Here is a 22,026-nt window from a genome sequence, read left to right as displayed (position 1 = left end):
CGCCCGAACCGGCGAAGCCTGCGGCCAAGTCGCCCGCACGGGGCGCGCGGCCTGCGACGCTGCCCTTCATGGAAGCGGTACTCGCGCGGATGCGCGCCCTCGACGAGCGGCTCCCCGCGCAGGACGGTGTGGCCGTCTTCAACCGGGTGTACCTGACGGTGACGCAGACCCTGCACCACCGGATCGGGCACGGGGGCTTCCCCGCGCCCCGGCGGGCCGAGACGCTGAGCGTCCGGTTCGCCGAGCGCTACCTGCGCGCGGTGGAGACGGACGGCCGGGCCCCGGCCTGCTGGCGTCCGCTCCTCCAGGCCCGGCGCCACCCGGGCGTGCGGCCCCTCCAGTACGCCCTGGCCGGGATCAACGCCCACATCGGGCACGACCTGGCCCTGGCGGTGGTGTCGACCTGCCGGCACCTAGGGTGCGAACCCGCCGCCCTCGAAGCCGACTTCGGCCGGGTCGGGGACACCCTGGTCTCCCTGGAGGAGCGCATCCGGGAGGAGCTGATGCCGGGCCCGGACCTCCTCGAAGTCGCCGACCCGCTGACGCACCTGCTCGGCTCCTGGAGCCTGGAGCGGGCCCGCGCCGGGGCCTGGTCGGCGGCCCGCCTGCTGTGGGCGCTGCGCCGCGCCCCGGAGCTGGCCGAGGAGTTCGCAGAGTCCCTGGACGCGGGGGTCGGCCTGGTGGGGCGCTGCCTGCTGACCCCGATCCTGACCACCCCGTCCCGACCGCCCGCGAACGCGGTCCGGTCCCCGGCCGGCTGGTCCCCCGTCGGCTAAGGGCTGTCCCGTAATCCCTGGTGGGCGCGCGGCGCCGGCTACGGCACCTCGCCGCGTTGTCGGAACGCCCGAATACGTCCGGTATTCGGGCGTCCCTCCGCCTTGCGATGCACCGCATCCGACGCCGCACGCTGATCCAGCACGGATTACGGGACAGCCCTTAGGGTCGCCCGTCGGCTAGGGTCGCCCGATGCCCAGCTACGCGACGCACCGGCTTCGTGCGCGCGACCCTGCCCGTTCGCCCGGACAGCGGTTCGCGGCGCTCCGCACGTGTCTCGCGGAGTTCGCCCCGTACGGGTTCCACGCCACCTACCATCACCTGACCCGCAGCGCCGGGATCCCTCCCGAGCCGGAGGAGGATCCGGAGGCGGTGGTGCGCGCGGTGGACGAGCTCGACGCCGCCCGGGAGCTCTGGCGGGACGAGTTCGCCGCCTGGAAGCACCGGCGCCGGGCGCAGAAGGCGGCCGGCGTGCGCGTACCGGACCCGCCCGAGCCGGTGCGCCGGCTCTGGTACCCGGATCCCGAGCGGCACCCCGGCGAACCTCTCCCCGACGTGATGCCGAGGATCCTGTGCGCCCCGGCGGGCGGGGCCGACCACTGCCCGGTGTGCGGACCGGGCCCCACCACGCGGGCGTGGCACGACGGGCACGCCGCCCACCGGCTCTGCGCGGGGTGCGGGGCGAGTCTGGCCCACCGGCTCACCGATCCCGACCCGGAGGCATTGGCCCTGCGTGCGGAGCGTTGGCGGATGGTGTGGCGGCGGATGGTGTGACCCGGCGTACGGTCGCGCCGGGGGGCGCGGTCCGGCGGGGTCGGGGGCGGGGCGCGGGAAGGCGTGGGCATGGAGACGGGCCGCCGCCGCGTTCGTACGCGGGGGCGGCCCGTGGTCACGGGGGTCCGGGAGCGGTCAGTCCTCCGGGAGCTCGACCGGTGCGATGTCCTCGTAGACGTCGCCCGGACCGGGGTTGGTGGAGTCGGTCGTGCCGCCGAGGTGGTGCATGACGCCCCAGACCGCGTTCAGCGCGGTCTGCACGGCGCCCTCGGCCCAGCCGGCCGTCCAGGAGATGTCGTCGCCCGCGAGGAAGATGCCGCGCTTGTCCTCGGGGAGGCGGTCCTGCATGAAGTGCGTGAACAGGCGGCGCTGGTAGCGGTAGTGACCCGGCAGGTTGGCCTTGAACGCGCCCATGAAGTACGGCTCGTTCTCCCAGGACACGGTGACCGGGTTGCCGATGACGTGACGGCGGATGTCGACCTTGGGGTAGATCTCGCCCAGCGACTTCAGCATGACCTCCATCCGCTCGTTCGCGGACAGCGGCAGCCACTTCAGGCTGTCGTCGCACCACGTGTACGAGAGGCAGATGACGGCCGGCTTGTCCGGGCCGTTGTCCAGGAGGTAGGTGCCGCGGGTCATGCGGTCCGTCAGCGTCATCGACATGACGTCGCGCCCCGTCTCCTCATCCTTGTCCAGCCAGAACGGCCGGTCCACCGGTACGAAGAGCTTGCTGGACTCCATGTAGTGGGTCCGCTCGATCGCCGTCCAGTGGTCGATCGGGAAGAGCGTGTCGTCACAGGCGATCTTGGACAGCAGCATCCAGGACTGGGCCGTGAAGATCGCGGCGCGGTACGTGCGGATGTCGCCGGAGGCGTCCGTGACCGTGATGCGGTTGCCCGCGGTGCGGTGCAGGCGGGTCACCGCCGGGCGGGGGGTGCCCCCGTGGAGGGTGGAGAGGGAGGTGCCCTGCGCCCAGTGGACGATCTTCTCGGGCTCGCGCTCCCACAGCCGCAGCGGCAGCTGCTGCGAGCCGCCGACGATGCCGCGGTGGTGGTCGTCGGCCTCGGTGTAGACGACGCGCAGGATCTCCAGGATGGAGTTCGGGAAGTCGGTGTCCCAGCCGCCCGTGCCGAAGCCGACCTGGCCGAAGATCTCGCGCTTGCGGAAGGACTTGAAGGCCTCGGACTTGCAGAGGAAGCCGTAGAAGGTCTCGTCGTCGAGCTTCTCGACGAGCTTCGCCCAGATCTCGCGGATGCGCGGGACGTCCCGCTCGCGCATCGCGGTGTTCATGTCGGAGAAGTCCGCGCCCTCGTCCAGGCAGGCGTTCCACGCGGCGGACACGTCGCGGTAGACCTGCGGGAGGTCGGCGATGGTCTCGGCGTAGTGGCTCTCGCCCTTGAGGTCGACGACCGTGGAGGGGGTGGCCTCGGAGAGCGGGTTCGGGAAGGGCTCGGTGACCAGGCCCACCAGGTCGATGTAGTGCTGGAGCGCGGTGGAGGACGGCGGGAAGCGCATGGCGCCCATCTCCGCGGTCAGGCCCTCGGTCCCGGCGCCCTCGAAGCCCACCGTGCGCAGCCGGCCGCCGATCTGGTCGGCCTCGTACACGACTGGCTTGAGGCCCATCTTCATCAGCTCGTACGCGGAGATGATCCCCGAGAGCCCGCCGCCGATGACGGCGACCTCGGTGCCGAGCTCGGTCGCCGGTATCTGACCCAGCCCCGCCGGGTGGGCGAGGAAGTCGTCGTACGCGTACGGGAAGTCCGGCCCGAACATGGTGATCGGGGGCTGACCGTCGCTGTGCGGGACGGCGGTGGTGGGCACCGTGGACGTCATGGGGGTACGTCTCCTTGCGGGCGGAACGAGAGGCAGGGCGGGGGGAGGGTCCGGGACGTCTCAGACGAGGGAGGCGTAGAGCCCGGGGCGGCGGTCGCGCAGGTACGGGTTGGTCTCGCGCGAGGCCGCGAGCAGCTCGGGGTCGACCTCGCCGAACACCAGCTCCTCGCCGCGGCCGGCCCGGGTCCGGGTGATGCCGTCGGGGCTCGCCAGGCAGCTGAGGCCGACGAACTCGAACTCGCCCTCGGGGCCGGTCCTGTTGACGTACGCGATGTACATCTGGTTCTCGAAGGCCCGGACGGGCACCACCTGTTCGGCGACGAACTGGAACGGGTGCATCTGCGCGGTCGGGACCAGGAGGAGGTCGGTCCCGGCCAGCGCGTGGGCCCGTACGTTCTCGGGGAACTCCACGTCGTAGCAGATCATGATGCCGACGCGCAGGCCGTTCAGGTCCACCTGGACGACGGGGGCGTCGCCGGGGGTGAAGGCGTCCCGCTCGAAGCCGCCGAAGAGGTGGGTCTTGCGGTAATTGGCGAGCGCGGTCCCGTCGGGGCCGATGAGCTGCGCCGCATTGTGGACCACCGCACCCGACCGCTCGGGGTAGCCGTACAGGACGGCGACCCCGTGGCGGCGGGCGATCTCGCCGATGGCGACGGCGGACGGACCGTCGGCCGGTTCGGCGATGTCGGGGATCTCCTGGAGGTCCAGCGCGTAGCCGGTCAGGAACATCTCCGAGGTCACGAGGAGCCCGGCCCCGCCCTGTGCGGCGCGCGCCGCGGCCTCGTCGAGCTGCTTCAGGTTGGAGGCGGGGTCGCCGATCCGTCCGGAGCTCTGGAGGAGGGCGGTGCGCAGCGGGGGCATGGGCGTACCTCGGTGACAGGTGGGGCGGGGGTCGTAAAACGGTACGTTCGGGCGTTCGACTGCGACAAGCCGTGAGCATGGCCCCGGACGCGTCGATTCGTTGCGCGTTCCGCGAGGTGTCCGGCGATTCGTTGCGTGGGGGGTGTTACGGAGCCGTCGTGAAGGCGGGGAGGGCCGCGAGACGGTGCAGGTACGCGCGCAGGTGCGGGCCCGTGGCGGGGAGCGGGGCGGGGTGGCGCAGGGCGACCCACAGGTCCACGTCGGCGAGGGTCGGCCGGTCCCCCAGGGCGTACGGCCGCACCGCGAGCGACCGCTCCAGCAGGTCGAGGGCGTCCTCGCGCTCGGGGCGGGCGGCGGTCGCGTCGGACAGCGTCAGCACGGCCCGGGCGTGGGCGGCGGGGGCGGTCGGGGCCAGCTCGGGGTGCCCGGCGAGGCGGACGGCGAGGTCTTCGAGGATGTGCGGGGTGTGGTCGCTGATGACCCGGCCGCTCCAGTCGTCACACAGGGCGGGGGTGGTCGAGGCGGCGGGGTCGTAGGGGTGTCCGGCGGCCTCGTAGGCGCGGCGGAGGGCCTCGTGTGCGGCGGGAGCGGCGAGGAGGGTGATCCCGACGCAGCGCTCGATCCCGAGGAAGGCGACGGCTGTCCGGACGCGGGTGGAGCGCGGACAGCCGGCGGAGAGGTACAGGCGGTAGCGGTGCGCGGCGGGCGAGAACCCGGCGCCGATCCGTCCGCGGGGGGTGGTGCGGGGCAGGACGGTGAGCGGCATGTCTCTCCTCGGTGTCGACGTGTCCCCTGGCCGGGGGTCGGACGGTGGATCGGACTCGCCCGGGGGCCGGCGGGCCGGCCCTCGTGGGGCTGCGGGGGTCCCGGGCGCGCGCCCGGTGGGGTGGTCGGACCGGTGACGGGGAGGCGCCCCGGATCCGGATCCGGCGGGCCGGCCCGTGGTGGCCACCGCGACGCCGTCGGGCTCCCGGCACCGGAGGGCGACCCGACGGGACGGTCCGGCACCGCACGGCAGCCCGGCGGGAGTGGTCCCGTACCGGAGCACGAGCACGACCCCGCGTGCCGGGGCCGACCGGACGGCGCGGGGTCGGGCGGCGCGGGGCGGGAGGCGGTTACGGGTGGGGCGGGGCCGGGAGGGCGGTCGCGCTGGAGGTGCGCTGGAGGTCGATGTGCAGGCGTCGGGTCAGCCACCAGCGGCGGAGCGGTCGCTCCTGCGCGCCGGGTGTCCCGGTCCTGTGCATCGGTGCCATCGAAATCGACCTGCTCCCCGGGGCCTTCGGGCCTTACCCTGCCCCTCGCGGGGCGCTCACCCCGCAGTGTCGTGGCGTCTCACGGGGCCGTCAAGAAGGCGTCCACCCCCCGGCCACGACCGCCCTAGGGAAGGACCTCCGCACGCATGCCCACCACCGGTTCCACGACCCCGCTCGACAATCCGGTGTGGGAGGCGCTGAACGGTCCGCACCGCGCCTTCTCCGAACGCCTCGGGCGCGCGGCCCGCTACCTCCCCTCGGCGAACCCCTTCGCCGCCCTCTGCGACCCGGACGACCCCGCCGCCTGGGCGGACCTGGCCGCGCTGGCCGGTCCCGGCGCGACGGTGTGGCTGACCGGGTTGCTCACGCCGCCGTCCGACTGGGAGACGGTCCTGTCGATCCCCGGGGTCCAGCTCGACGGCCGGGCGGTCCGGGTCGAGGCGGCGCCCGAGGCGGTGCGGCTCGGGCCCGAGGACGTCGCGGAGATGACGGCGCTGGTGGAGCTGACCGAGCCGGGCCCCTTCCTGCCGCGCACCGTGGAACTGGGTACGTACCTCGGGATCCGGCGCGGGGGCCGGCTGATCGCGATGGCCGGGGAGCGGATGAAGCCGCCCGGCTGGACGGAGATCAGCGCGGTCTGCACGCACCCGGACCACCGGGGCGAGGGGCTGGCCGGTCGGCTGGTGCGGGCGGTGGGCGCGGGGATACGCGAGCGTGGGGACGTTCCGTTCCTGCACGCGGCGGCGAGCAACGTCAACGCCGTACGCCTGTACGAGTCGATGGGGTTCGTCCTGCGCCGCGAGCCGGCGTTCATCGGGGTGCGCGCCCCCGGCGACCCGGCGTGACCCGGTCCGACCGGGCTTAACACGGCTTAACACGGGGTTCATTGAGTGGCGCCGGAGTCTCCCGTAGCGTCGACGGAACGGGAGCCCGGGCAGAGGGAAAGGCGGCTGTGGCGGTGAACACGTTGCAGATCAGCGGCCGTCCGACCCTCCGCCCGGCTTCCGTGTCGGCCCCGCGCGGGTTGGTCCGGCTGCACGTCCGGACCCACATCGACCTCCAGCGGGTCTCCGCCTCCCTCTGTCGTTCCTGATCAGCGTTCGCGACCGCGTCCCCGCTCGCTCCCACGCCCGATCAGGAAGGCGGCACACCCATGTCCCCGTCGCAGGACACCCCTCCCCTCCACCTCGCCGTGTCCCTCGACGGCGCGGGCGCCCACCCGGCCGCCTGGCGCGAACCGGGCGCGCGGCCGAGGGGGTCGACGACCGCCCGTTACTGGGCGGAGCTGGTCGCCGAGGCCGAGGCCGGCCTGTTGGACTTCGTCACCTTCGAGGACTCCCTCGGCCCGCGCTCCGCGGATCCGACCGGACCCGCCCGGCGGGCCGACCTCGTACGGGGCCGACTCGACTCCGTGCTGACCGCCGCCCGGGTGGCGCCGGTGACGCGGCACGTCGGGCTGGTGCCGACCGTAACCGTGACCCATGCCGAGCCCTTCCACGTCGCCCATGCCCTGGCCACCCTGGACCACGTCAGCGGCGGCCGGGCGGGCTTGAACCTCCAGGTGTCCGAACGGCCCGACGAGACACCCCACTTCGGCCGGCGCGATCCCCTGGAGCCGCTCGCCCGGCTGTTGGAGGAGGCCGCGGACCACGCCGAGGTGGTGCGCCGGCTCTGGGACCGCCGGGAGGACGAAACCGCGCTCCGGGGCGTGCCCGGCGGACCGACGGCGACCCCGGGCCTGACCGGCGGACCGACGGCGACCCCGGGCCTGACCGGCGGACCGACGGCGACCCCAGGCCTGACCGGCCGACCGACCGCGCTCCGCATCCCGCAGGGCAGACCGCCGGTCGGGGTCCTGGCCGCGGACCCGGCGCGGTACGGGCTGCTCGCGGGCGCCGCCGACATCGGGTACGTCACCCCGCGCGACGCCGAGCAGGTCCGCGCCGCCGTCCGCGGGATCCTGCCCGCGCGGGAGGAGGCGGGCCGGGCCGGGGATCCGCTCCACCTGTTCGGGGAGCTGACGGTGTTCCTCGACGGGACCGCCGAGGGGGCCGAGCGGCGCCTGCGGCGGCTGGACTCCGTGTACGGGACGGCGTACGCAAGCGCGGCGCCGATCTTCGCGGGCACGCCCACGCAGCTCGCGGACCGGTTGCTGGAGTGGCGCCGGGCCGGGCTGTCGGGGTTCCGGCTCCGGCCGGGGGTGTTGGCCCACGACCTTCCGGGGATCACCCGCGCCCTGGTGCCGGAACTCCAGTGGCGGGGCGCCTTCCGTCGCGGCTACGAGGCCTCCACCCTGCGCGGTCTGCTCGGCCTGCGCCGGCCGGCCGGCCGCTACGCCCGCTCCACGGCCTGACCCCGCCCCCCGGCCGCCTTCCGCCGGCCGCCACCCGCCGCCCAGGCCCACCGGCCGCCCTGACCGACCACCGAAAGGAGACGTCGTGCCCGCAGTTCCGCTCGGGGTCCTCGACCTCGTCCCCGTCTCGTCCGGCTCCACCGCCTCCGAGGCCCTGCACCACACCCTCGACCTGGCCCGGGAGACCGAACGCCTCGGCTACGCCCGCTACTGGTTCGCCGAACACCACCTGAACCCGGGCGTCGCCGGGACCTCGCCCGCCGTGGTGCTGGCCCTGACCGCCGGGGCCACCTCCACGATCCGGATCGGGTCCGGAGCCGTGCAGTTGGGCCACCGCACGGCGCTGAACACCGTGGAGGAGTTCGGCCTGATCGACGCCCTGCACCCGGGCCGACTCGACCTGGGTCTGGGCCGCTCGGCGGGCGGGCCGCCGCCCGGGCGGGGGACACAGGAGCCGCCGTTCGAGGGGTGGACGCCGAACGGGCTGCGCATACCGGCCCGGTTCTCCTTCGGGCACCTGCTGGGCCACCCCCGGGTGGCGCTCCAGCAGCGGCTGCTGAGCCTCCCCGGGGCCCGCGCGCAGGACTACGCCGAGCAGGTGGGCGACGTACTGGCCCTGCTGGACGGCACCTACCGCTCGCCGGAGGGGATCGAGGCGCACGCCGTCCCCGGGGAGGGGGCCGACGTCCAGGTGTGGGTGCTCGGCAGCAGCGCCGGGGTGAGCGCGGAGACCGCCGGTGGCAACGGGCTGCGGTTCGCCGCGAACTACCACGTGAGCCCGGCGAGCGTGCTGGAGGCGGCGGAGGCCTACCGGGCCGCGTTCAAGCCGTCGGCGGCGCTGGACCGGCCGTACCTGAGCGTGTCCGCCGACGTGGTCGTGGCGCCCGACGACGCGCAGGCCCGCGAGCTGGCGGCCGGGTACGGGCCGTGGGTGCGCAGCATCCGTACGGCGGAGGGGGCGATCCCCTTCCCGACGCCACAGGAGGCGCGGGCGTTGGTCGAGGGCTGGTCGGAGGCCGACCACGCGTTGGTGGCGGACCGGGTGGAGACGCAGTTCGTCGGCTCGCCCGCCACCGTCGCCGACCACTTGGAGCGGCTGCGGGACGCGACCGGGGCGGACGAGTTGTTGATCACGACGATCACGCACGGGCACGCCGATCGGGTGCGCTCGTACCGGCTGTTGGCCGAGGAGTGGGCCCGCAGGGGGTAGGGCGGGGCGGCGCGCGGGCTCCGTCGGCGGGGTGGGGCCGGGGTTCGACGGCGGTCCGGGGTTTCGGTGGGCGTGGCGTGGTTACACGCGAGAGGACCCACGGAACCCACGGAAGGACCTGCCATGAACGACGTCTCCCATCTGCCCGGCGCCGCGGACCACCACTGGCAGTGGCAGACGCGGGCGGCCTGTCGGGGTCTCGGCTCGAACCGCTTCTTCCACCCCGCCGGCGAGCGGGGCGACGAGCGCGAGGACCGGGACGAGGCCGCCAAGCGGATATGCGCCGGCTGCCCGGTCCGGACGGCCTGCCTGGAGCACGCGCTGAGCACCCGCGAGCCCTTCGGGGTCTGGGGCGGGCTGACGGAGGAGGAGCGCAAAGCCCTGACGGCCCCGCCGTCCCGCCGCGCCCGTACTTCCCGAGCCGTCTCGGTCTAGACCGCCGTGTCCGGACCGTGCCGCGCGGCAGGATCCGGAGGACGCCCTACGCCGGGACGACGCCCTACGCCGGGGCGCCCGAGGTGAAGCGGCGCAGGAGCGGGGAGAGGACCAGGACCGATTTGGTGCGCTCGACGAAGGGCTCGCCCGCGATGCGCTCCAGGACCCGCTCGAAGTGCCTCATGTCGGAGGCGAAGATCTGGACGAGGGCGTCCGCGTCGCCGGTGACGGTCGACGCGGACACCACCTCGGGGTACCGCCCGAGACCTCGCCGGATGTCGTCCGGCGAGGTGTTGTGCCGACAGTAGATCTCGATGAAGCCCTCGGTCTCCCAGCCCATCGCGGCGGGGTCGACGCGGACGGTGAAGCCGGTGATGGCCCCTTCCGCGCGCAGCCGGTCCACGCGTCGTTTGACGGCGGGGGCGGAGAGTCCGACTTCGGAGCCGATGTCCGCGTAGGAACGGCGGGCGTCCTCGGCGAGGGCGTGCACGATGCGTTCGTCGAGATCGTTCAGTCGCACTGCGGGTGGATCACTTCTCTGCTGTGGCCAGTGTGGAGCGGCGGATGCCGTACAGGAAGTAGACCACGAGGCCGACGGCCATCCAGCCACCGAACGCGACCCACGTGGCGACCGGCAGGCTGTACATCATGTAGCCGCAGGCGAGGAAGCCGAGGATGGGCGTGACGGGGAAGAGCGCCACCTTGAAGGTGCGCGGCAGGTCGGGCTTGGTGCGGCGCAGGATGACGACGGCGACGTTGACCAGGGCGAAGGCGAAGAGCGTGCCGATGCTGGTGGCGTTGGCCAACTCACCCAGGGGGATGAAGGCCGCGAGCGCGCCGCAGAAGAGGGAGACGATCACCACGTTGGCACGGGGGGCGCCGGTCTTCTCGTCGACCTTGGCGAAGACCTTGGGCACGAGGCCGTCGCGGGACATGGCGAACAGGATGCGGGTCTGGCCGTAGAGGACGGCGAAGACCACGGAGGCGATGGCGACGACGGCGCCGGCGGCGAGGACGACGCCCCAGAAGCTGTGGCCGGTGACGTCGGTCATGATCTGGGCGAGCGCGGCCTCGGTGCCCTCGAAGTCCTGCCAGGGCATCGCGCCGACGGCGACGAAGGCGACGAGGACGTAGAGGACGGTGACGATGCCCAGCGACAGCATGATCGCGCGGGGCAGGTCCTTCTTCGGGTTCTTGGCTTCCTCACCGGCGGTGGAGGCGGCGTCGAAGCCGATGTAGGAGAAGAAGAGGGTGGAGGCGGCGGCGCTGATGCCGGTGACGCCGAGGGGGGCGAGCGGGGTGTAGTTGCCGGACTTGATGCCCATGACGCCGATGCCGATGAAGAGCACCAGGGTGACGATCTTGACCGCGACCATGATCGTGTTGATCCGGGCGCTCTCCTTGGCGCCGCGCATCAGGAAGACCATGGCGAGCAGGACGACGACCAGGGAGGGGAGGTTGATCAGCCCGCCCTCGCCCATGGGCGCGGAGATGACCTCGGGGAGGGTGACGCCTATGGTCCCGTCGAGCAACTCGTTGAGGTACTGGCCCCAGCCGACGGCCACGGCCGCCACGGAGACGGCGTACTCCAGGATCAGGCACCAGCCGCAGATCCAGGCGATGAATTCGCCCATGGTGGCGTACGAGTACGAGTACGACGAGCCGGAGACGGGCACGGAGCCGGCCAGCTCGGCGTAGGACAGGGCCGAGAACAGGGCGGTGAGGCCCGCCATGACGAAGGAGATCGTGACGGCCGGGCCGGCCTTGGGGGCGGCTTCGCCGAGGACGACGAAGATGCCGGTGCCCAGGGTGGCGCCGATGCTGATCATCGTCAGCTGCCACATGGTGAGCGAGCGGCGCAGCGAGCCGCCTTCGCCCTGGCCGCCCTCGGCCACGAGCCTCTCGACCGGCTTGCGGCGCAGCAGGGGGTGGGCCGGCTTGCGGGGCGGGGACGCGAGCGGTGGCGCCTGGCCTTGGTCGAGCACGGAAGACTCCTTTGACACTGCGGATGGGGACTGTCAGGCGTCGACCGCAGCGGTCCGGAGCAGTGAGCAGGCAGGGGTGAGCCCTGCCTGGGCATGGGGGACCGCCGAGCAGGCGGTCCGCGCCACTCCACGTACAGCGAGTGAGCCTACGAGCTGATAGATACCGCCCGTAATGCACCATCCTTGCACATTGGCGGACGATCGTTGCGCGAATCTGTCCTGGATGGTCCTTTGTTGCGCATGGACGATCGATCACTGCGCAGACCCCCTCCGAGGCCCTTCGAGGCCCTTTCATTGACACCTCGTCAGATCTGCCGCAGCGTGCCGCACCGGAGGGAATCGCGCGCGACACCCGTGTGACCTGGGCCACTTCGCGACCCCGCCCCGGCGGGGTCAAGGTGACCGGGCCGGGGTACGGGTGAACGGGGCGGAGCCGACGAGAGATCCCGCAGCGGCCAACGGCGTAGCGACCATCGGAGGCACACAGTGAGAGCAGCGGACCCTGACGAGCGGTGGCTGGACCCCGGACCGTTCCTGCGCGGGGTCGCCTGGATGGACGAGGGGCGCCCCGTGCGGGCCGACCCGGCCGACACCATGCGGCTGCCCTGGGACACCGGCGAGCGGGCCACCCTGCCCATCGGGGTGCGGTTGGAGTTCACCGCGGACACCGCCCACGCGGTCGAGATCCGCTACCGCGCCACCGTGCCCGGCCCCACCGACGCCCTGCGCGACCTCGCCCACGGCTTCGCCCTGTGGAACCGGCACGGCATGCTCGACGAGGTGTTCACCGAGCCCGCCGCGGAGTCCGTCGTACGCCTCGACCTCCCCCGCCGGCGCGACACCTACACCCTCCACCCGCCCGAGACCCAGGCCCCGATCATCCTCGGCCTGCGCGGCATCGGCGGCCCCCTGACCCCCGCCCCGGCCACCCCCCGCTGGGTGGTGCACGGGGACTCGATCACCGAGGGCTGGTGGTCGACCCGACCCGCCCACGGCTGGCCCGCGGTGGCCGGACGGGCGCTGGGCTGGGACCCGGTCAACCTCGGATACGCGGGCGCCGCGCGCGGGGAACTCGCCACCGCCGAACAGCTCGCCACGCTCTCCGCCGACGCCCTCACCCTCGCCTTCGGCACCAACTGCTGGTCGCGCGTGCCCTACTCCTCGCCCCTGCTCTACGAGACCACCCGCGCGTTCCTCGACCTGATCCGCCAGGGTCATCCGCGCACCCCCCTGCTCCTGCTGTCCCCCCTCCTGCGCCCCGACGCCGAACGCACCCCCAACCGGCTCGGCGCCACCCTCGGCTCCCTGCGCGATGCCATGGAGCGGGCGGTCCGCGACCGGATCGCCGCCGGGGACGGCCGCCTCGCCCTGCTGCCCGGCCGTGACCTGCTGGGACCGGAACACCTCGCGGACGGGCTGCACCCCAACGACACCGGTCATCAGGTCCTCGGCCTCGCTGTGGCCACGGCCGTGCGGCGGGCCGGGTTCGACGGCGGGTGAGTGAAACACGTCATACAGGTCCGACTGAACAGGGGGCTCCCCGGACCGCGTGTCCTTCGCAAGTTGCCGAGGTTCCGGCGACGGACTCGGCGGACACCACACGTGGGAGAGAACAACATGGGTATCAGGCGCGGAACTTCCCTGGCAGCGATCGCGATCGTCGTCGCCCTCGGGGCGACGGCCTGCGGCGGGGACGACAAGGCGGCCGACGCGGTCGCCCCGGCGGGCAACGCCGCCCAGGCGCCCGCCTCGGACTCCTACGGCAACGACAAGCCCGCCGACGCGGCCGCGACCGGTGCCAAGGCGGCCGGGCAGTTGGCCGTCGCCGGCACCGAACAGCTCGGCTCCGTCCTCACCGACGGCGCGGGCTTCACCCTGTACCGCTTCGACAAGGACACCGCCAAGCCGCCCACCTCCAACTGCGACGGGGACTGCGCCCAGACCTGGCCGGTGGTCCCCGCCGGGGACGCCACCGCCGCGGCGGGCACCGACCCGGCCCTGCTGGGCGAGGTGGTCCGCAAGGACGGCAGCAAGCAGCTGACGGTCGCCGGTTGGCCCGCGTACCGCTTCTCCAAGGACACCAAGGCGGGCGACCTGAACGGCCAGGGCGTCGGCGGCACCTGGTTCGCCCTCGCCCCCGACGGCAAGAAGGCCGCCAAGGCCGCGGCCGCCCCGCAGGACGCGGGCCGGGCCACGGGCACCCTGACCGTGGCCAAGGACCCCAAGCTCGGCGACCACATCGTCGACGGCAACGGCATGACCGTCTACCGCTTCAAGCCCGACACCGCCTGGCCCATGGTCTCCAAGTGCGAGGGCGACTGCGTGGCGAAGTGGCCGGTCGTGCCCCCGGTGGACCGGGCCGAGGGCAAGGGGATCATCGAGAAGAACTACCTGGTCCTGGACCGCCCCGACGGCAAGAAGCAGCAGACGGTGAACTGCTGGCCCGTCTACACCTTCACCGGCGACAAGAAGGCCGGGGACGTCAACGGGCAGGGCGTCGGCGGCACCTGGTACGCCGTCACCCCCGACGGCAAGCTCATCACCACCTCGTAGGCCCTGTCGAAGAAGCTCCGCCCCTCCCCCACGTCCCCCTGACGCGCGGCCCCCGCCCCCCCCCCCCCGGGCGGGGCCGCGCCCCCGTTTCCACCGGCCCGCCCGCTCCATAGACTCGCCCCATGCTGCGCGTACTGGCCGTCGACGACGAGAAGCCCCTGCTGGAGGAACTCCTCTACCTGCTGCGCTCGGACCCCCGGATCAGCAGCGCGGAGGGCGCCGGCGACGCCACCGAGGCACTGCGGCGCATCACCCGGGCCCTGGAGAGCGGACCGGAGGGGTGCGACGCCATCGACGTGGTGTTCCTCGACATCCAGATGGCCGGACTGACCGGGCTGGACATCGCCCGGTTGCTGGCCGGGTTCGCCAGGCCCCCTCTGATCGTGTTCGTCACCGCGCACGAGGGCTTCGCCGTACAGGCCTTCGACCTCAAGGCGGTGGACTACGTCCTCAAGCCGGTGCGCCCCGAGCGGCTCGCCGAGGCCGTACGGCGGGCCCGGGAGGCACTCGGGCGTTCGGACTCCGTCCCGGCGCCCCACCTCCCGGACCCGCCGGCTCCCCCCGGCCCCGGACCGCGCCGGACCCCGGACCCGCTCACCCCGGCCGGACCCGAGACGGCGTCGGCGCTCCCCGACCGCACCCCGGACCAGATCGCCGTCGAACTGGGCGGCGTGACGCGCTTCGTGGCCATCGCCGACATCGCGTACGTCGAGGCCCAGGGGGACTACGCCCGGCTGCACACCGACGAAGGCAGCCACCTCGTGCGGATCCCGCTGTCGACCCTGGAGGAGCGCTGGGCGGCGCGCGGGTTCGTCCGGATCCACCGGCGCCACCTGGTGGCGCTGGGCCGGATCGACGAACTGCGCCTGGACGCCGGGACCACGAGCGTGCGGGTGGGAGCGGCGGAGCTCCAGGTGAGCCGCCGGCACGCGAGGGAACTGCGGGACCTCCTGATGCGGCACGCCACCGGCTGACGCGGCCCCGGCCCGTCCCCGCCCCGCCCCCGCGGGTCCCCGCGAGCGGTCCGTCCGGGCGACCGTCCGGCGTACCGGATCGCCGTTCGTCGCGCCGGGACGGACGTACGGCGATCCGCCGGGCCCGTCGAACGCAGGAGCGCCCCCGGCCGCCCGTGCCCGGGCGGGGCGGCGCGTATCGTGGATCTTCCGGCCCGGGAGGAGCGACATGTCCGAGATCCAGGCGCTGCTGGACGCGCTGACCGGACTGCCCCGGACCCGGGCCTCCGGCCCCGTCGAGGCCGAGGTCCTGCTCGCCCGGCTGCGCAGTGCGGCGGCCCACTGGGCCGAGGTGCTCTACGAGGCCCGCGAGGGCACCCGACAGCAGTTGCCGCCCCGCGCGGAGGCGGCCCTCACGCTGGCCTTCCGGCGCGCGGAGGAGTCGTACGTGGAGCTGGAGATCGCCCTGCGCGACTGCGCGGAACACCGCCACCCGGCGCTCTGAGCCCCGCCGGACCCGATCCGGCCGCAACCCGTCGATCCTCCTCCCGAGCGTGCGCGGAACCCGGCTCGGCCACGGGCCGGATCACGCCTGTTGCCCGCGCCCCGGGCCTGCGTAGACTCCGCAGTCCCCGCTGCCCCGGCCCGAGGACGCCCCGGTGAACCAGACCTACGCGCTGACCGCGGTCTCGGTCGTCGTCCTGGTCACGGTGCTGGTCGGCGCCCTCGGACTGCGGATATCGCGGACCACCTCCGACTTCTATGTCGCCTCCCGCACCGTCGGCCCGCGCCTCAACGCAGCGGCCATCAGCGGGGAGTACCTCTCGGCCGCCTCCTTCCTGGGGGTCGCGGGGCTGGTACTGCTCCAGGGGCCGGAGATGCTCTGGTACCCCGTCGGGTACACCGCCGGGTACCTCGTGCTGCTGGTGCTCGTCGCGGCCCCGCTGCGGCGCTCGGGCGCGTACACGCTGCCCGACTTCGCCGAGGGCCGGCTCCAGTCGCTCGCGGTGCGGCGGATCGCGGTGGCCTTCGTCCTCGGGGTCGGCTGGCTGTACCTGCTGCCGCAGTTGCAGGGGGCCGGGCTCACCCTGGAGGTGCTGACCGGGGCCCCGCACTGGGTCGGCGGGGTCGTCGTCGCCTGTGTGGTGACGGCCGCCGTCGCCGCCGGCGGGATGCGCAGCATCACCTTCGTCCAGGCCTTCCAGTACTGGCTCAAGCTCACCGCCCTGCTGGTGCCCGCCTTCTTCCTGATCGCCGCCTGGGCCGGGGACGGCGCGCCCCGGGCCTCCTTCGACGCCCCGGCCGTCTTCCGCGACCGCACCGCCGTCACCCTCGGCGAGGACGTGCGACTCTCCCTGGACGCGCCGCTGACGGTGACGGTCACCGGCCGCGTCGACGGGCGGGACCACCGGGCGGCCGCACTGGAACTGGCCGCCGGGCAGCACGTCGTGGCGGCCGACACCCGCCTGGAGTTCGGCCCCGGAACGGTGGTCCCCGCCAACGCCCGCACGGGAGCGGCCCCGGACGCGCCCGGCTGGTCGAAGCCGCTCGCCGGGGACGGCCCCGAGCACCGCCTCTACGCCACCTACGGGCTGATCCTGGCCACCTTCCTCGGCACGATGGGCCTGCCGCACGTCGCCGTGCGCTTCTACACCAGCCCCAACGGGCGGGCCGCCCGCCGCACCACCCTGGTCGTGCTCGGCCTGCTCGGGGTCTTCTACCTGCTCCCGCAGGTGTACGGGGCCCTGGGCCGGATCTACGCGCCCGAGCTGGCGCTCACCGGCGACGCCGACGCGGCGGTGCTGGTGCTGCCCGAACGGATGCTGGGAGGCACGCTCGGGGAGCTGCTGGGGGCCCTGCTCGCCGGGGGCGCCTTCGCGGCGTTCCTCTCGACGGCCTCCGGGCTGACCATGGCGGTGGCCGGGGTCCTCCACCAGGACGTGCTGCCCCGGCGGGGGGTGGGGAGCTTCCGGCTCGCGGTGGTGGTGGCCATGGCGGTGCCCCTGGCCGTCGGGTTCACCGCGACCGAGGTGCCGGTGGCGGACGCGGTCGGGCTGGCCTTCGCGGTGTCGGCCTCCTCCTTCTGCCCGCTGCTCGTCCTCGGCATCTGGTGGCGCGGACTGACCCCGCCGGGGGCTGTCGCCGGGCTGCTGACCGGGGGCGGGGCCGCGTTGGGCGCGGTGGTCGCCACCCGCTCCGGGCTGGCCCCGACGGGCTGGGCGCACGCCCTGCTGGCCTGGCCGGCGGTGTGGTCGGTGCCGCTGGGGTTCCTGACGATGGTGCTGGTGTCCCTCGCGACGCGGTCCCGGATACCGGCCGGGACGGCGGCGGCGCTGGCCCGGCTGCACCTGCCGGAGGACGTGGCCGGGGACCGGCCGACGGGGAGCGCGCGGTGACCGGGACGGCGCTCGCGGTGCTGGCGTCGGCCGGCGCGGTGCTGTTGCCGGCGCTGGGCTGGGTGGGCGGGCGGTGGCACGCCGGGCGGGCGGAGCGGGCCGCCGGGCCGGCGCTGGGCAGCCCCGTGGAGCGGGCCACCTTCCACACCCTGCACACCGCCTCGCTGGCCGCTCCCCCACTGCGCGCCGGGCTCACCGAGGACGCCGCCCGCAAGGCGGCCCGGCGGCTGCGCTCGCTGCTGGGCACCGAGGCCCTGTGTCTGACCGACCGGCGGGCGGTGCTGGCCTGGGACGGGCCCGGCGCCGACCACCACCAGCGCAGGGCGATGGCCCGGGTCGCGGTGATGCTGGAGTCGGGGCGCAGCCAGAGCGTGCGCACGGACTGCCAGCGGCCCGGCTGCCCGCTGAAGTGGGCGGTGTTCGCGCCGCTGACCGGTGAGGACGGGGTGCTGGGGGCGCTGGTGGCTTACGGGTCGCGGGAGTCGGCGGTGTTGGTGCGGGCCGCCACGGAGGTGGCGCGCTGGGTGTCCGTACAGCTGGAGCTGTCGGAGCTGGACCGGGCCCGGACCCGGCTGATGGAGGCGGAGATCAAGGCGCTGCGGGCGCAGATCTCCCCGCACTTCATCTTCAACTCGCTCGCGGCGATCGCCTCGTTCGTCCGGACGGATCCGGAGCGGGCGCGGGAACTGCTCTTGGAATTCGCGGACTTCACCCGGTACTCCTTCGGCCGGCACGGCGACTTCACCACCCTGGCGGACGAGTTGCGTTCCATCGAGCAGTACCTGGCCCTGGCGGGGGCCCGGTTCGGGGACCGGCTGAAGGTGACCCTCCAGGTGGCGCCGGAGGTGCTGCCGGTGGCGCTGCCGTTCCTGTGCCTACAGCCGCTGGTGGAGAACGCCGTCAAGCACGGGCTGGAGGACTCCACCTCGGAGTGCCGGATCACCATCGCCGCCCGGGACGCGGGGGCGGAGGCGGTGTTGACCATCGAGGACAACGGCGTGGGGATGGATCCGGCGCTGTTGCGGCGGATCCTGGCCGGGGAACGGCAGGGGTCCTCCTCCGGCATCGGGCTGCCGAACGTGGACGACCGGCTGCGGCAGGTGTACGGGGACGACCACGGCCTCGTCATCGAAACGGGGGTCGGCGCGGGGATGAAGATCACCGTACGGATCCCCAAATACCGTGCGGGCGTGCACACTTCGGGGCCCGGAACGGGCCTGGGGAGGGGCGGCCCGTGGCATCCTTCCGGTGGCGCGGCTTGACCGGAGGGACGGCCTGGGTGCGGGGCGGGCGGGATGTACTGCGTGACGGAGCGCGGGAGTGGGTGCGCCGGGCATCGGCGGACGGGGGTCGGGGCGGCCGGCTGATCGTCGAGGGGGAGGCGGGCTCCGGCCGGACCCGTCTCGTACGGGAGGCCCTGGCCGAGGCGGACGCCCTGGGGCTGCCCTCCCGGTACGGGGCCGCGGAGGCCCTGGGGGCGGGGTTGCCGCTGCGGGCGGCGCTGGACTGCGTGTACCCGGACGGCCTGCCACGGGCGGGCCCTGGCCGGGCGGCCGTGATCTCCCTGCTGCGGGAGGCCGAGGCCGCCGACCGGCCCGGCGGGGCGCTGCTGGCCGCGATGGACCTGCTCGTGGCGGGGGTCGAGGAGGCCTGCGCGGGCGGGCCGCTGCTCCTGGTCCTGGACGACCTGCAATGGGCGGATCCGGCCACCCTGCTCGTGTGGCGGCGTCTGGGCCGGTCGGTGGTCTCGGGCCGGCTGCCGCTGCTGTTGGCGGCGGCCCTGCGGCCGCTGCCCCGCCGGCCGGAGCTGGAACCGCTGTGCGCGGAGCCGGGGGTGACGGTGTTGCGGCTGGCGCCGATGACGGCGGCGGAGTCGGCCGAGCAGCTGCGGGAGCTGCTCGGGGCGCCCCCGGGGCCCCGGTTGCGGGAGGCGGCCGGGCGGGCCGGTGGCAATCCGCGGCTGCTGCGGGACCTGGTCGGGCAGTGGTCGGGGGCGGTGCGGATCACCGCCGGGACGGCCGAGACGGTGTCCGGGGCCGCGGACCTGCCCCCGCCGCCCGCCTCCGCGCTCCGGGGTGTGGACCAGCTGTCCCGGGCGGCCCTGGCGTGCCTGCGGCACGCGGCGCTGCTGGGCCCGCTGTTCACGCCGCGCGAGCTGGCCGTCGTACGGGGGCGGGCGGTGCGGGAGCTGCTCGCGGAGCTGGAGGAGCCGGTGCGGGGCGGGCTCTTGGAGGACACCGGCGAGGGCTTGCGCTTCCGGCATCCGGCGTTGCGCGAGGCGCTGTATCTGGACACTCCCGCCGGGGTGCGGGCCGCCCTCCACCAGGACGCCGCCCGGGCCTTCGCGCGGGCCCGCCTGGACCCGGCACGCACCGCCGAGCAGCTCTTGGCGGGCGGGGCGGTGGACGACTGGGCGGTGCGCTGGCTGGCGCGGGCGGCGCCCCGGCTGCTTCCGGTGGCCCCTCAGGCGGCGGCGGAGCTGTTGGAGCGGGCCCTGGCGGGCGGGGCCGGGGTGGATCCGGGCCGGCGGGACGCGCTGGAGGAGGCCCTCGCGGACGCGGCGCTGTTGCTGCGCCGCCGTGAGGCGGTGGCGCTGTTGGACGCGTTGTGGGGGCGGGCGGCCGATCCGGTCCGGCGGGCGGCGTTGGCGTTCAAGCTGGTGTCGGCGTTGATGATCCGGGGCGACATGGAACGCTGCCTGGCCGTCACGGAGACGGCCTTGGCGGAGTCCTTCGCCTCCCCGGTCCTGCGGCTGCGGCTGGAGGCCTGTCGGGTGCTGGCCCTGGCCGACCTGGGGCGGGCGCGGGAGGCGTACGCGCTGGCGGAGCCGGTGGTGGCCGAGGCGACCCGGCTGGGCGATCCGCTGTGCGGGGCGGAGGCGCGGCACGCGATGGCCTTCACCCTGTTCCACCTGAACCGGGGCCGGGAGTCCCTGCACCACGTCGCGGAGGGCATCGCGTACGCCCGCCGGGGCACGGAGGCGGACGACATGCGGCTGTTGCTCCTCGCGAACCAGGCGGAGGGCCATCTGCGGTTCGACGAGCCGGACCGGGTGGCGGCGGCGCTGGCCGAGGCGCGGGAGCTGGCGGTGCGGACGCGTTCGACGGGGCGGTTGGTGGTGACGGAGGCGCTGTCGGCGGAGTTCCACTACCGGCTCGGGGACTGGGACGCGGCCCTGGAGGGCGTGTCGCGGGCGGACGGGCTGCGGGTGTCGGACGGCTGGCTCCCGGTGGTGGTGCGGGGCACGCGGGCGCTGGTGCTGGGCCACCGCGACGACCGCGAGGCGGCGGCGGCGGAACTGGCGGAACTGGCGCCGGACGCGTTCGCCTCGGCGGCGGCCCGTCGCTACGGGGCGCACGTGCAGTTGGCCCGCGCCCTGTTGGCGGAGCGGGACGGCCGACCCCGGGACGCGGTGGAGGAGCTGCTGCCCGCGCTGGCGCAGGGCGCGGAGGCGGCGACGGTGTACGACCGGCCGTGGGCGCTGTCGGAGTTGGTGCGCCTGGCCCTGGAGTGCGGGGAGTCGGCGACGGCCCGGGCGGCGGTGACGGCCTGCGCGCGGGCGGCGGCCGACCTGCGCGAGTATCCGGGGCCGGAGCTGGCGCTGCTGCGCTGCCGGGGGCTGTTCGCCCAGGACCCGGAGTTGCTGGCGCGGGCGGTGCTCCGGGCGGAGCGGGCCGGCCGGCCGCTGCCGCTGGGGCAGACGCTGGAGGACCTGGCGGTGGCGCGGGCCTGGCGGGGGGACCTCTCGGGCGCGCGGGAGGCCCTGGCGCGGGCGGTGGCCGGGTACGAGGAGCTGGGCGCCCGGTGGGACGTGGCCCGGGCGGACGCCCGGCTGCGGAGCCTCGGCGTGCGGCGGGGCAGCCGCTCCGCGCGGCGGCGGGTCGCGAACGGCTGGGAGGCGCTGACCCCGGCCGAGACCAAGGTGGCCCTGCTGGTGGCGCAGGGCCGCTCCAATCCGGAGATCGCCAACGCCCTGTTCCTGTCTCCCCGGACGGTCCAGACGCACGTCTCGCACATCCTGGCGAAGTTACAGGTTCGCTCCCGGGCGGCGGTGGCCGCGCAGGCGGCTCAGGCGGGCATGTGGCCGTAGCCCGGGAGCAGCTCGCGCAGGGCTCTGAGCGCGTAGTGGGACCGGGACTTGACGGTCCCGCAGGGGATGCCGAGGGCGTCGGAGGCCTCGCGGACGGAGGCCCCGCGGAAGTAGAGCTGGACGAGGACGGCCCGGTGGTCGGGGCGCAGCGCGCGCAGCGCCCGGTGGAGGTCGAGGCCGGTCACGGCCAGCTCGGTGCGGTCCTCGACGGCGGGCCCCTGCTCCAGGGCGTCGGGTCCGACCTCGGCGGGCCGCGCCAGGCGGGCCCGGCGGGCGTCGATGGCCAGGCGCCGGGCGACGGTGTAGAGCCAGGGCCGCAGGGAGGTGTGGTCGCGGTTCTCCAGGGCCTCGGGGTTCTTCCAGGCCCGGAAGAGGGTTTCCTGCACGAGGTCCTCGGCGCGGTGGCGGTCCCCGTGGGTCAGGACGAGGAGGAAGCCGAGGAGCGCCTTGCCGTGTTCGCGGTGGAGCCGGGCGAGGGCCTGCTCGTCGGTGGTGCGGCGCGCGAGGGTGATGGTCACCGGGGTCACCCCTTCCGGTCGGATGACCCGAGCGTGAC

General features: G+C 74.6%; 21 protein-coding genes. 14 read left to right on the top strand and 7 right to left on the bottom strand.

Annotated elements, in window-relative coordinates:
- Positions 1-68 precede the first annotated feature (68 nt).
- A complete protein-coding gene (locus ACIOD1_RS30930; protein ID WP_401906050.1) occupies positions 69-776 on the top strand; it encodes a DUF5995 family protein in 708 nt (235 codons plus the stop codon).
- 190 nt (positions 777-966) lie between these two features.
- A complete protein-coding gene (locus ACIOD1_RS30925) occupies positions 967-1,548 on the top strand; it encodes a hypothetical protein (protein ID WP_401906047.1) in 582 nt (193 codons plus the stop codon).
- Positions 1,549-1,683: 135 nt separating this feature from the next.
- Here the strand turns inward: ACIOD1_RS30925 and ACIOD1_RS30920 are convergent, their stop codons facing one another.
- From ACIOD1_RS30920 to ACIOD1_RS30905, 4 genes are all read right to left on the bottom strand, one after another.
- Positions 1,684-3,381: an NAD(P)/FAD-dependent oxidoreductase gene (locus ACIOD1_RS30920; RefSeq protein ID WP_365627858.1), complete on the bottom strand. Its 1,698-nt coding sequence runs from the start codon at positions 3,379-3,381 to the stop codon at positions 1,684-1,686.
- Positions 3,382-3,441: 60 nt separating this feature from the next.
- On the bottom strand, positions 3,442-4,242 hold the full coding sequence (locus ACIOD1_RS30915) for a carbon-nitrogen hydrolase family protein (RefSeq protein ID WP_365627860.1): 801 nt from the start codon (positions 4,240-4,242) through the stop codon (positions 3,442-3,444).
- A 145-nt stretch (positions 4,243-4,387) separates the two neighbouring features.
- Entirely contained in the window at positions 4,388-5,008 is a 621-nt protein-coding gene (locus ACIOD1_RS30910; protein ID WP_365627863.1) for a glutathione binding-like protein, read from the bottom strand.
- 349 nt (positions 5,009-5,357) lie between these two features.
- Positions 5,358-5,486, bottom strand: a complete 129-nt coding sequence (locus ACIOD1_RS30905; protein WP_365627866.1) for a putative leader peptide — start codon at positions 5,484-5,486, stop codon at positions 5,358-5,360.
- A 155-nt stretch (positions 5,487-5,641) separates the two neighbouring features.
- On the opposite strand from ACIOD1_RS30905, the gene ACIOD1_RS30900 reads away from it, so the two are divergent.
- The 5 genes from ACIOD1_RS30900 (at position 5,642) to ACIOD1_RS30880 (ending at position 9,493) form a co-directional block, all read left to right on the top strand.
- Positions 5,642-6,340 carry a GNAT family N-acetyltransferase gene (locus ACIOD1_RS30900; protein ID WP_401906045.1) on the top strand — a complete coding sequence of 233 codons (699 nt, stop codon included), beginning with the start codon at positions 5,642-5,644 and terminating at the stop codon, positions 6,338-6,340.
- A 113-nt stretch (positions 6,341-6,453) separates the two neighbouring features.
- Positions 6,454-6,588, top strand: coding sequence for a hypothetical protein (locus ACIOD1_RS30895; protein ID WP_401906042.1), 135 nt, complete (start codon positions 6,454-6,456; stop codon positions 6,586-6,588).
- A 60-nt stretch (positions 6,589-6,648) separates the two neighbouring features.
- Positions 6,649-7,848, top strand: coding sequence for an LLM class flavin-dependent oxidoreductase (locus ACIOD1_RS30890; RefSeq protein WP_401906041.1), 1,200 nt, complete (start codon positions 6,649-6,651; stop codon positions 7,846-7,848).
- A gap of 85 nt (positions 7,849-7,933) precedes the next feature.
- Positions 7,934-9,058, top strand: coding sequence for an LLM class flavin-dependent oxidoreductase (locus ACIOD1_RS30885; protein ID WP_365627875.1), 1,125 nt, complete (start codon positions 7,934-7,936; stop codon positions 9,056-9,058).
- A 123-nt stretch (positions 9,059-9,181) separates the two neighbouring features.
- Positions 9,182-9,493: a WhiB family transcriptional regulator gene (locus ACIOD1_RS30880; protein ID WP_365627878.1), complete on the top strand. Its 312-nt coding sequence runs from the start codon at positions 9,182-9,184 to the stop codon at positions 9,491-9,493.
- A 64-nt stretch (positions 9,494-9,557) separates the two neighbouring features.
- Here the strand turns inward: ACIOD1_RS30880 and ACIOD1_RS30875 are convergent, their stop codons facing one another.
- Both ACIOD1_RS30875 and ACIOD1_RS30870 read right to left on the bottom strand, forming a co-directional pair.
- Positions 9,558-10,013 carry an Lrp/AsnC family transcriptional regulator gene (locus tag ACIOD1_RS30875; RefSeq protein WP_073920257.1) on the bottom strand — a complete coding sequence of 152 codons (456 nt, stop codon included), beginning with the start codon at positions 10,011-10,013 and terminating at the stop codon, positions 9,558-9,560.
- Positions 10,014-10,023: 10 nt separating this feature from the next.
- Complete coding sequence (locus ACIOD1_RS30870; RefSeq protein ID WP_365627883.1) at positions 10,024-11,478, bottom strand: amino acid transporter; 1,455 nt, start codon at positions 11,476-11,478, stop codon at positions 10,024-10,026.
- 552 nt (positions 11,479-12,030) lie between these two features.
- Here ACIOD1_RS30870 and ACIOD1_RS30865 point away from each other — a divergent pair.
- From ACIOD1_RS30865 to ACIOD1_RS30835, 7 genes are all read left to right on the top strand, one after another.
- Positions 12,031-12,978 carry a GDSL-type esterase/lipase family protein gene (locus ACIOD1_RS30865; RefSeq protein WP_365627902.1) on the top strand — a complete coding sequence of 316 codons (948 nt, stop codon included), beginning with the start codon at positions 12,031-12,033 and terminating at the stop codon, positions 12,976-12,978.
- Positions 12,979-13,095: 117 nt separating this feature from the next.
- Positions 13,096-14,031 carry an SCO0930 family lipoprotein gene (locus tag ACIOD1_RS30860; protein WP_365627887.1) on the top strand — a complete coding sequence of 312 codons (936 nt, stop codon included), beginning with the start codon at positions 13,096-13,098 and terminating at the stop codon, positions 14,029-14,031.
- A 122-nt stretch (positions 14,032-14,153) separates the two neighbouring features.
- Positions 14,154-15,005, top strand: a complete 852-nt coding sequence (locus tag ACIOD1_RS30855) for a LytR/AlgR family response regulator transcription factor (protein WP_401906036.1) — start codon at positions 14,154-14,156, stop codon at positions 15,003-15,005.
- A gap of 208 nt (positions 15,006-15,213) precedes the next feature.
- Entirely contained in the window at positions 15,214-15,489 is a 276-nt protein-coding gene (locus tag ACIOD1_RS30850) for a hypothetical protein (RefSeq protein ID WP_365629547.1), read from the top strand.
- 154 nt (positions 15,490-15,643) lie between these two features.
- A complete protein-coding gene (locus ACIOD1_RS30845) occupies positions 15,644-17,380 on the top strand; it encodes a cation acetate symporter (RefSeq protein WP_365629544.1) in 1,737 nt (578 codons plus the stop codon).
- A complete protein-coding gene (locus ACIOD1_RS30840) occupies positions 17,377-18,642 on the top strand; it encodes a histidine kinase (RefSeq protein WP_365629541.1) in 1,266 nt (421 codons plus the stop codon). Before ACIOD1_RS30845 ends, ACIOD1_RS30840 begins: the two co-directional genes overlap by 4 nt.
- A gap of 62 nt (positions 18,643-18,704) precedes the next feature.
- The gene (locus tag ACIOD1_RS30835) at positions 18,705-21,470 is read left to right on the top strand and encodes an ATP-binding protein (RefSeq protein ID WP_401906032.1); all 2,766 of its coding nucleotides are present in this window, start codon (positions 18,705-18,707) and stop codon (positions 21,468-21,470) included.
- On the opposite strand, the gene ACIOD1_RS30830 is transcribed toward ACIOD1_RS30835, so the two are convergent.
- Entirely contained in the window at positions 21,449-21,997 is a 549-nt protein-coding gene (locus tag ACIOD1_RS30830; RefSeq protein WP_365629535.1) for a sigma-70 family RNA polymerase sigma factor, read from the bottom strand. The two genes, ACIOD1_RS30835 and ACIOD1_RS30830, sit on opposite strands and share 22 nt — an antisense overlap.
- Positions 21,998-22,026: the final 29 nt, after the last annotated feature.

This window comes from Streptomyces sp. NPDC088097 (genome assembly GCF_044741845.1).
Taxonomy (GTDB): Bacteria; Actinomycetota; Actinomycetes; order Streptomycetales; family Streptomycetaceae; genus Streptomyces.
The sequence above is the reverse complement of the archived record's forward strand: the minus strand, read 5'-3'. Positions and strand labels throughout refer to the sequence as shown.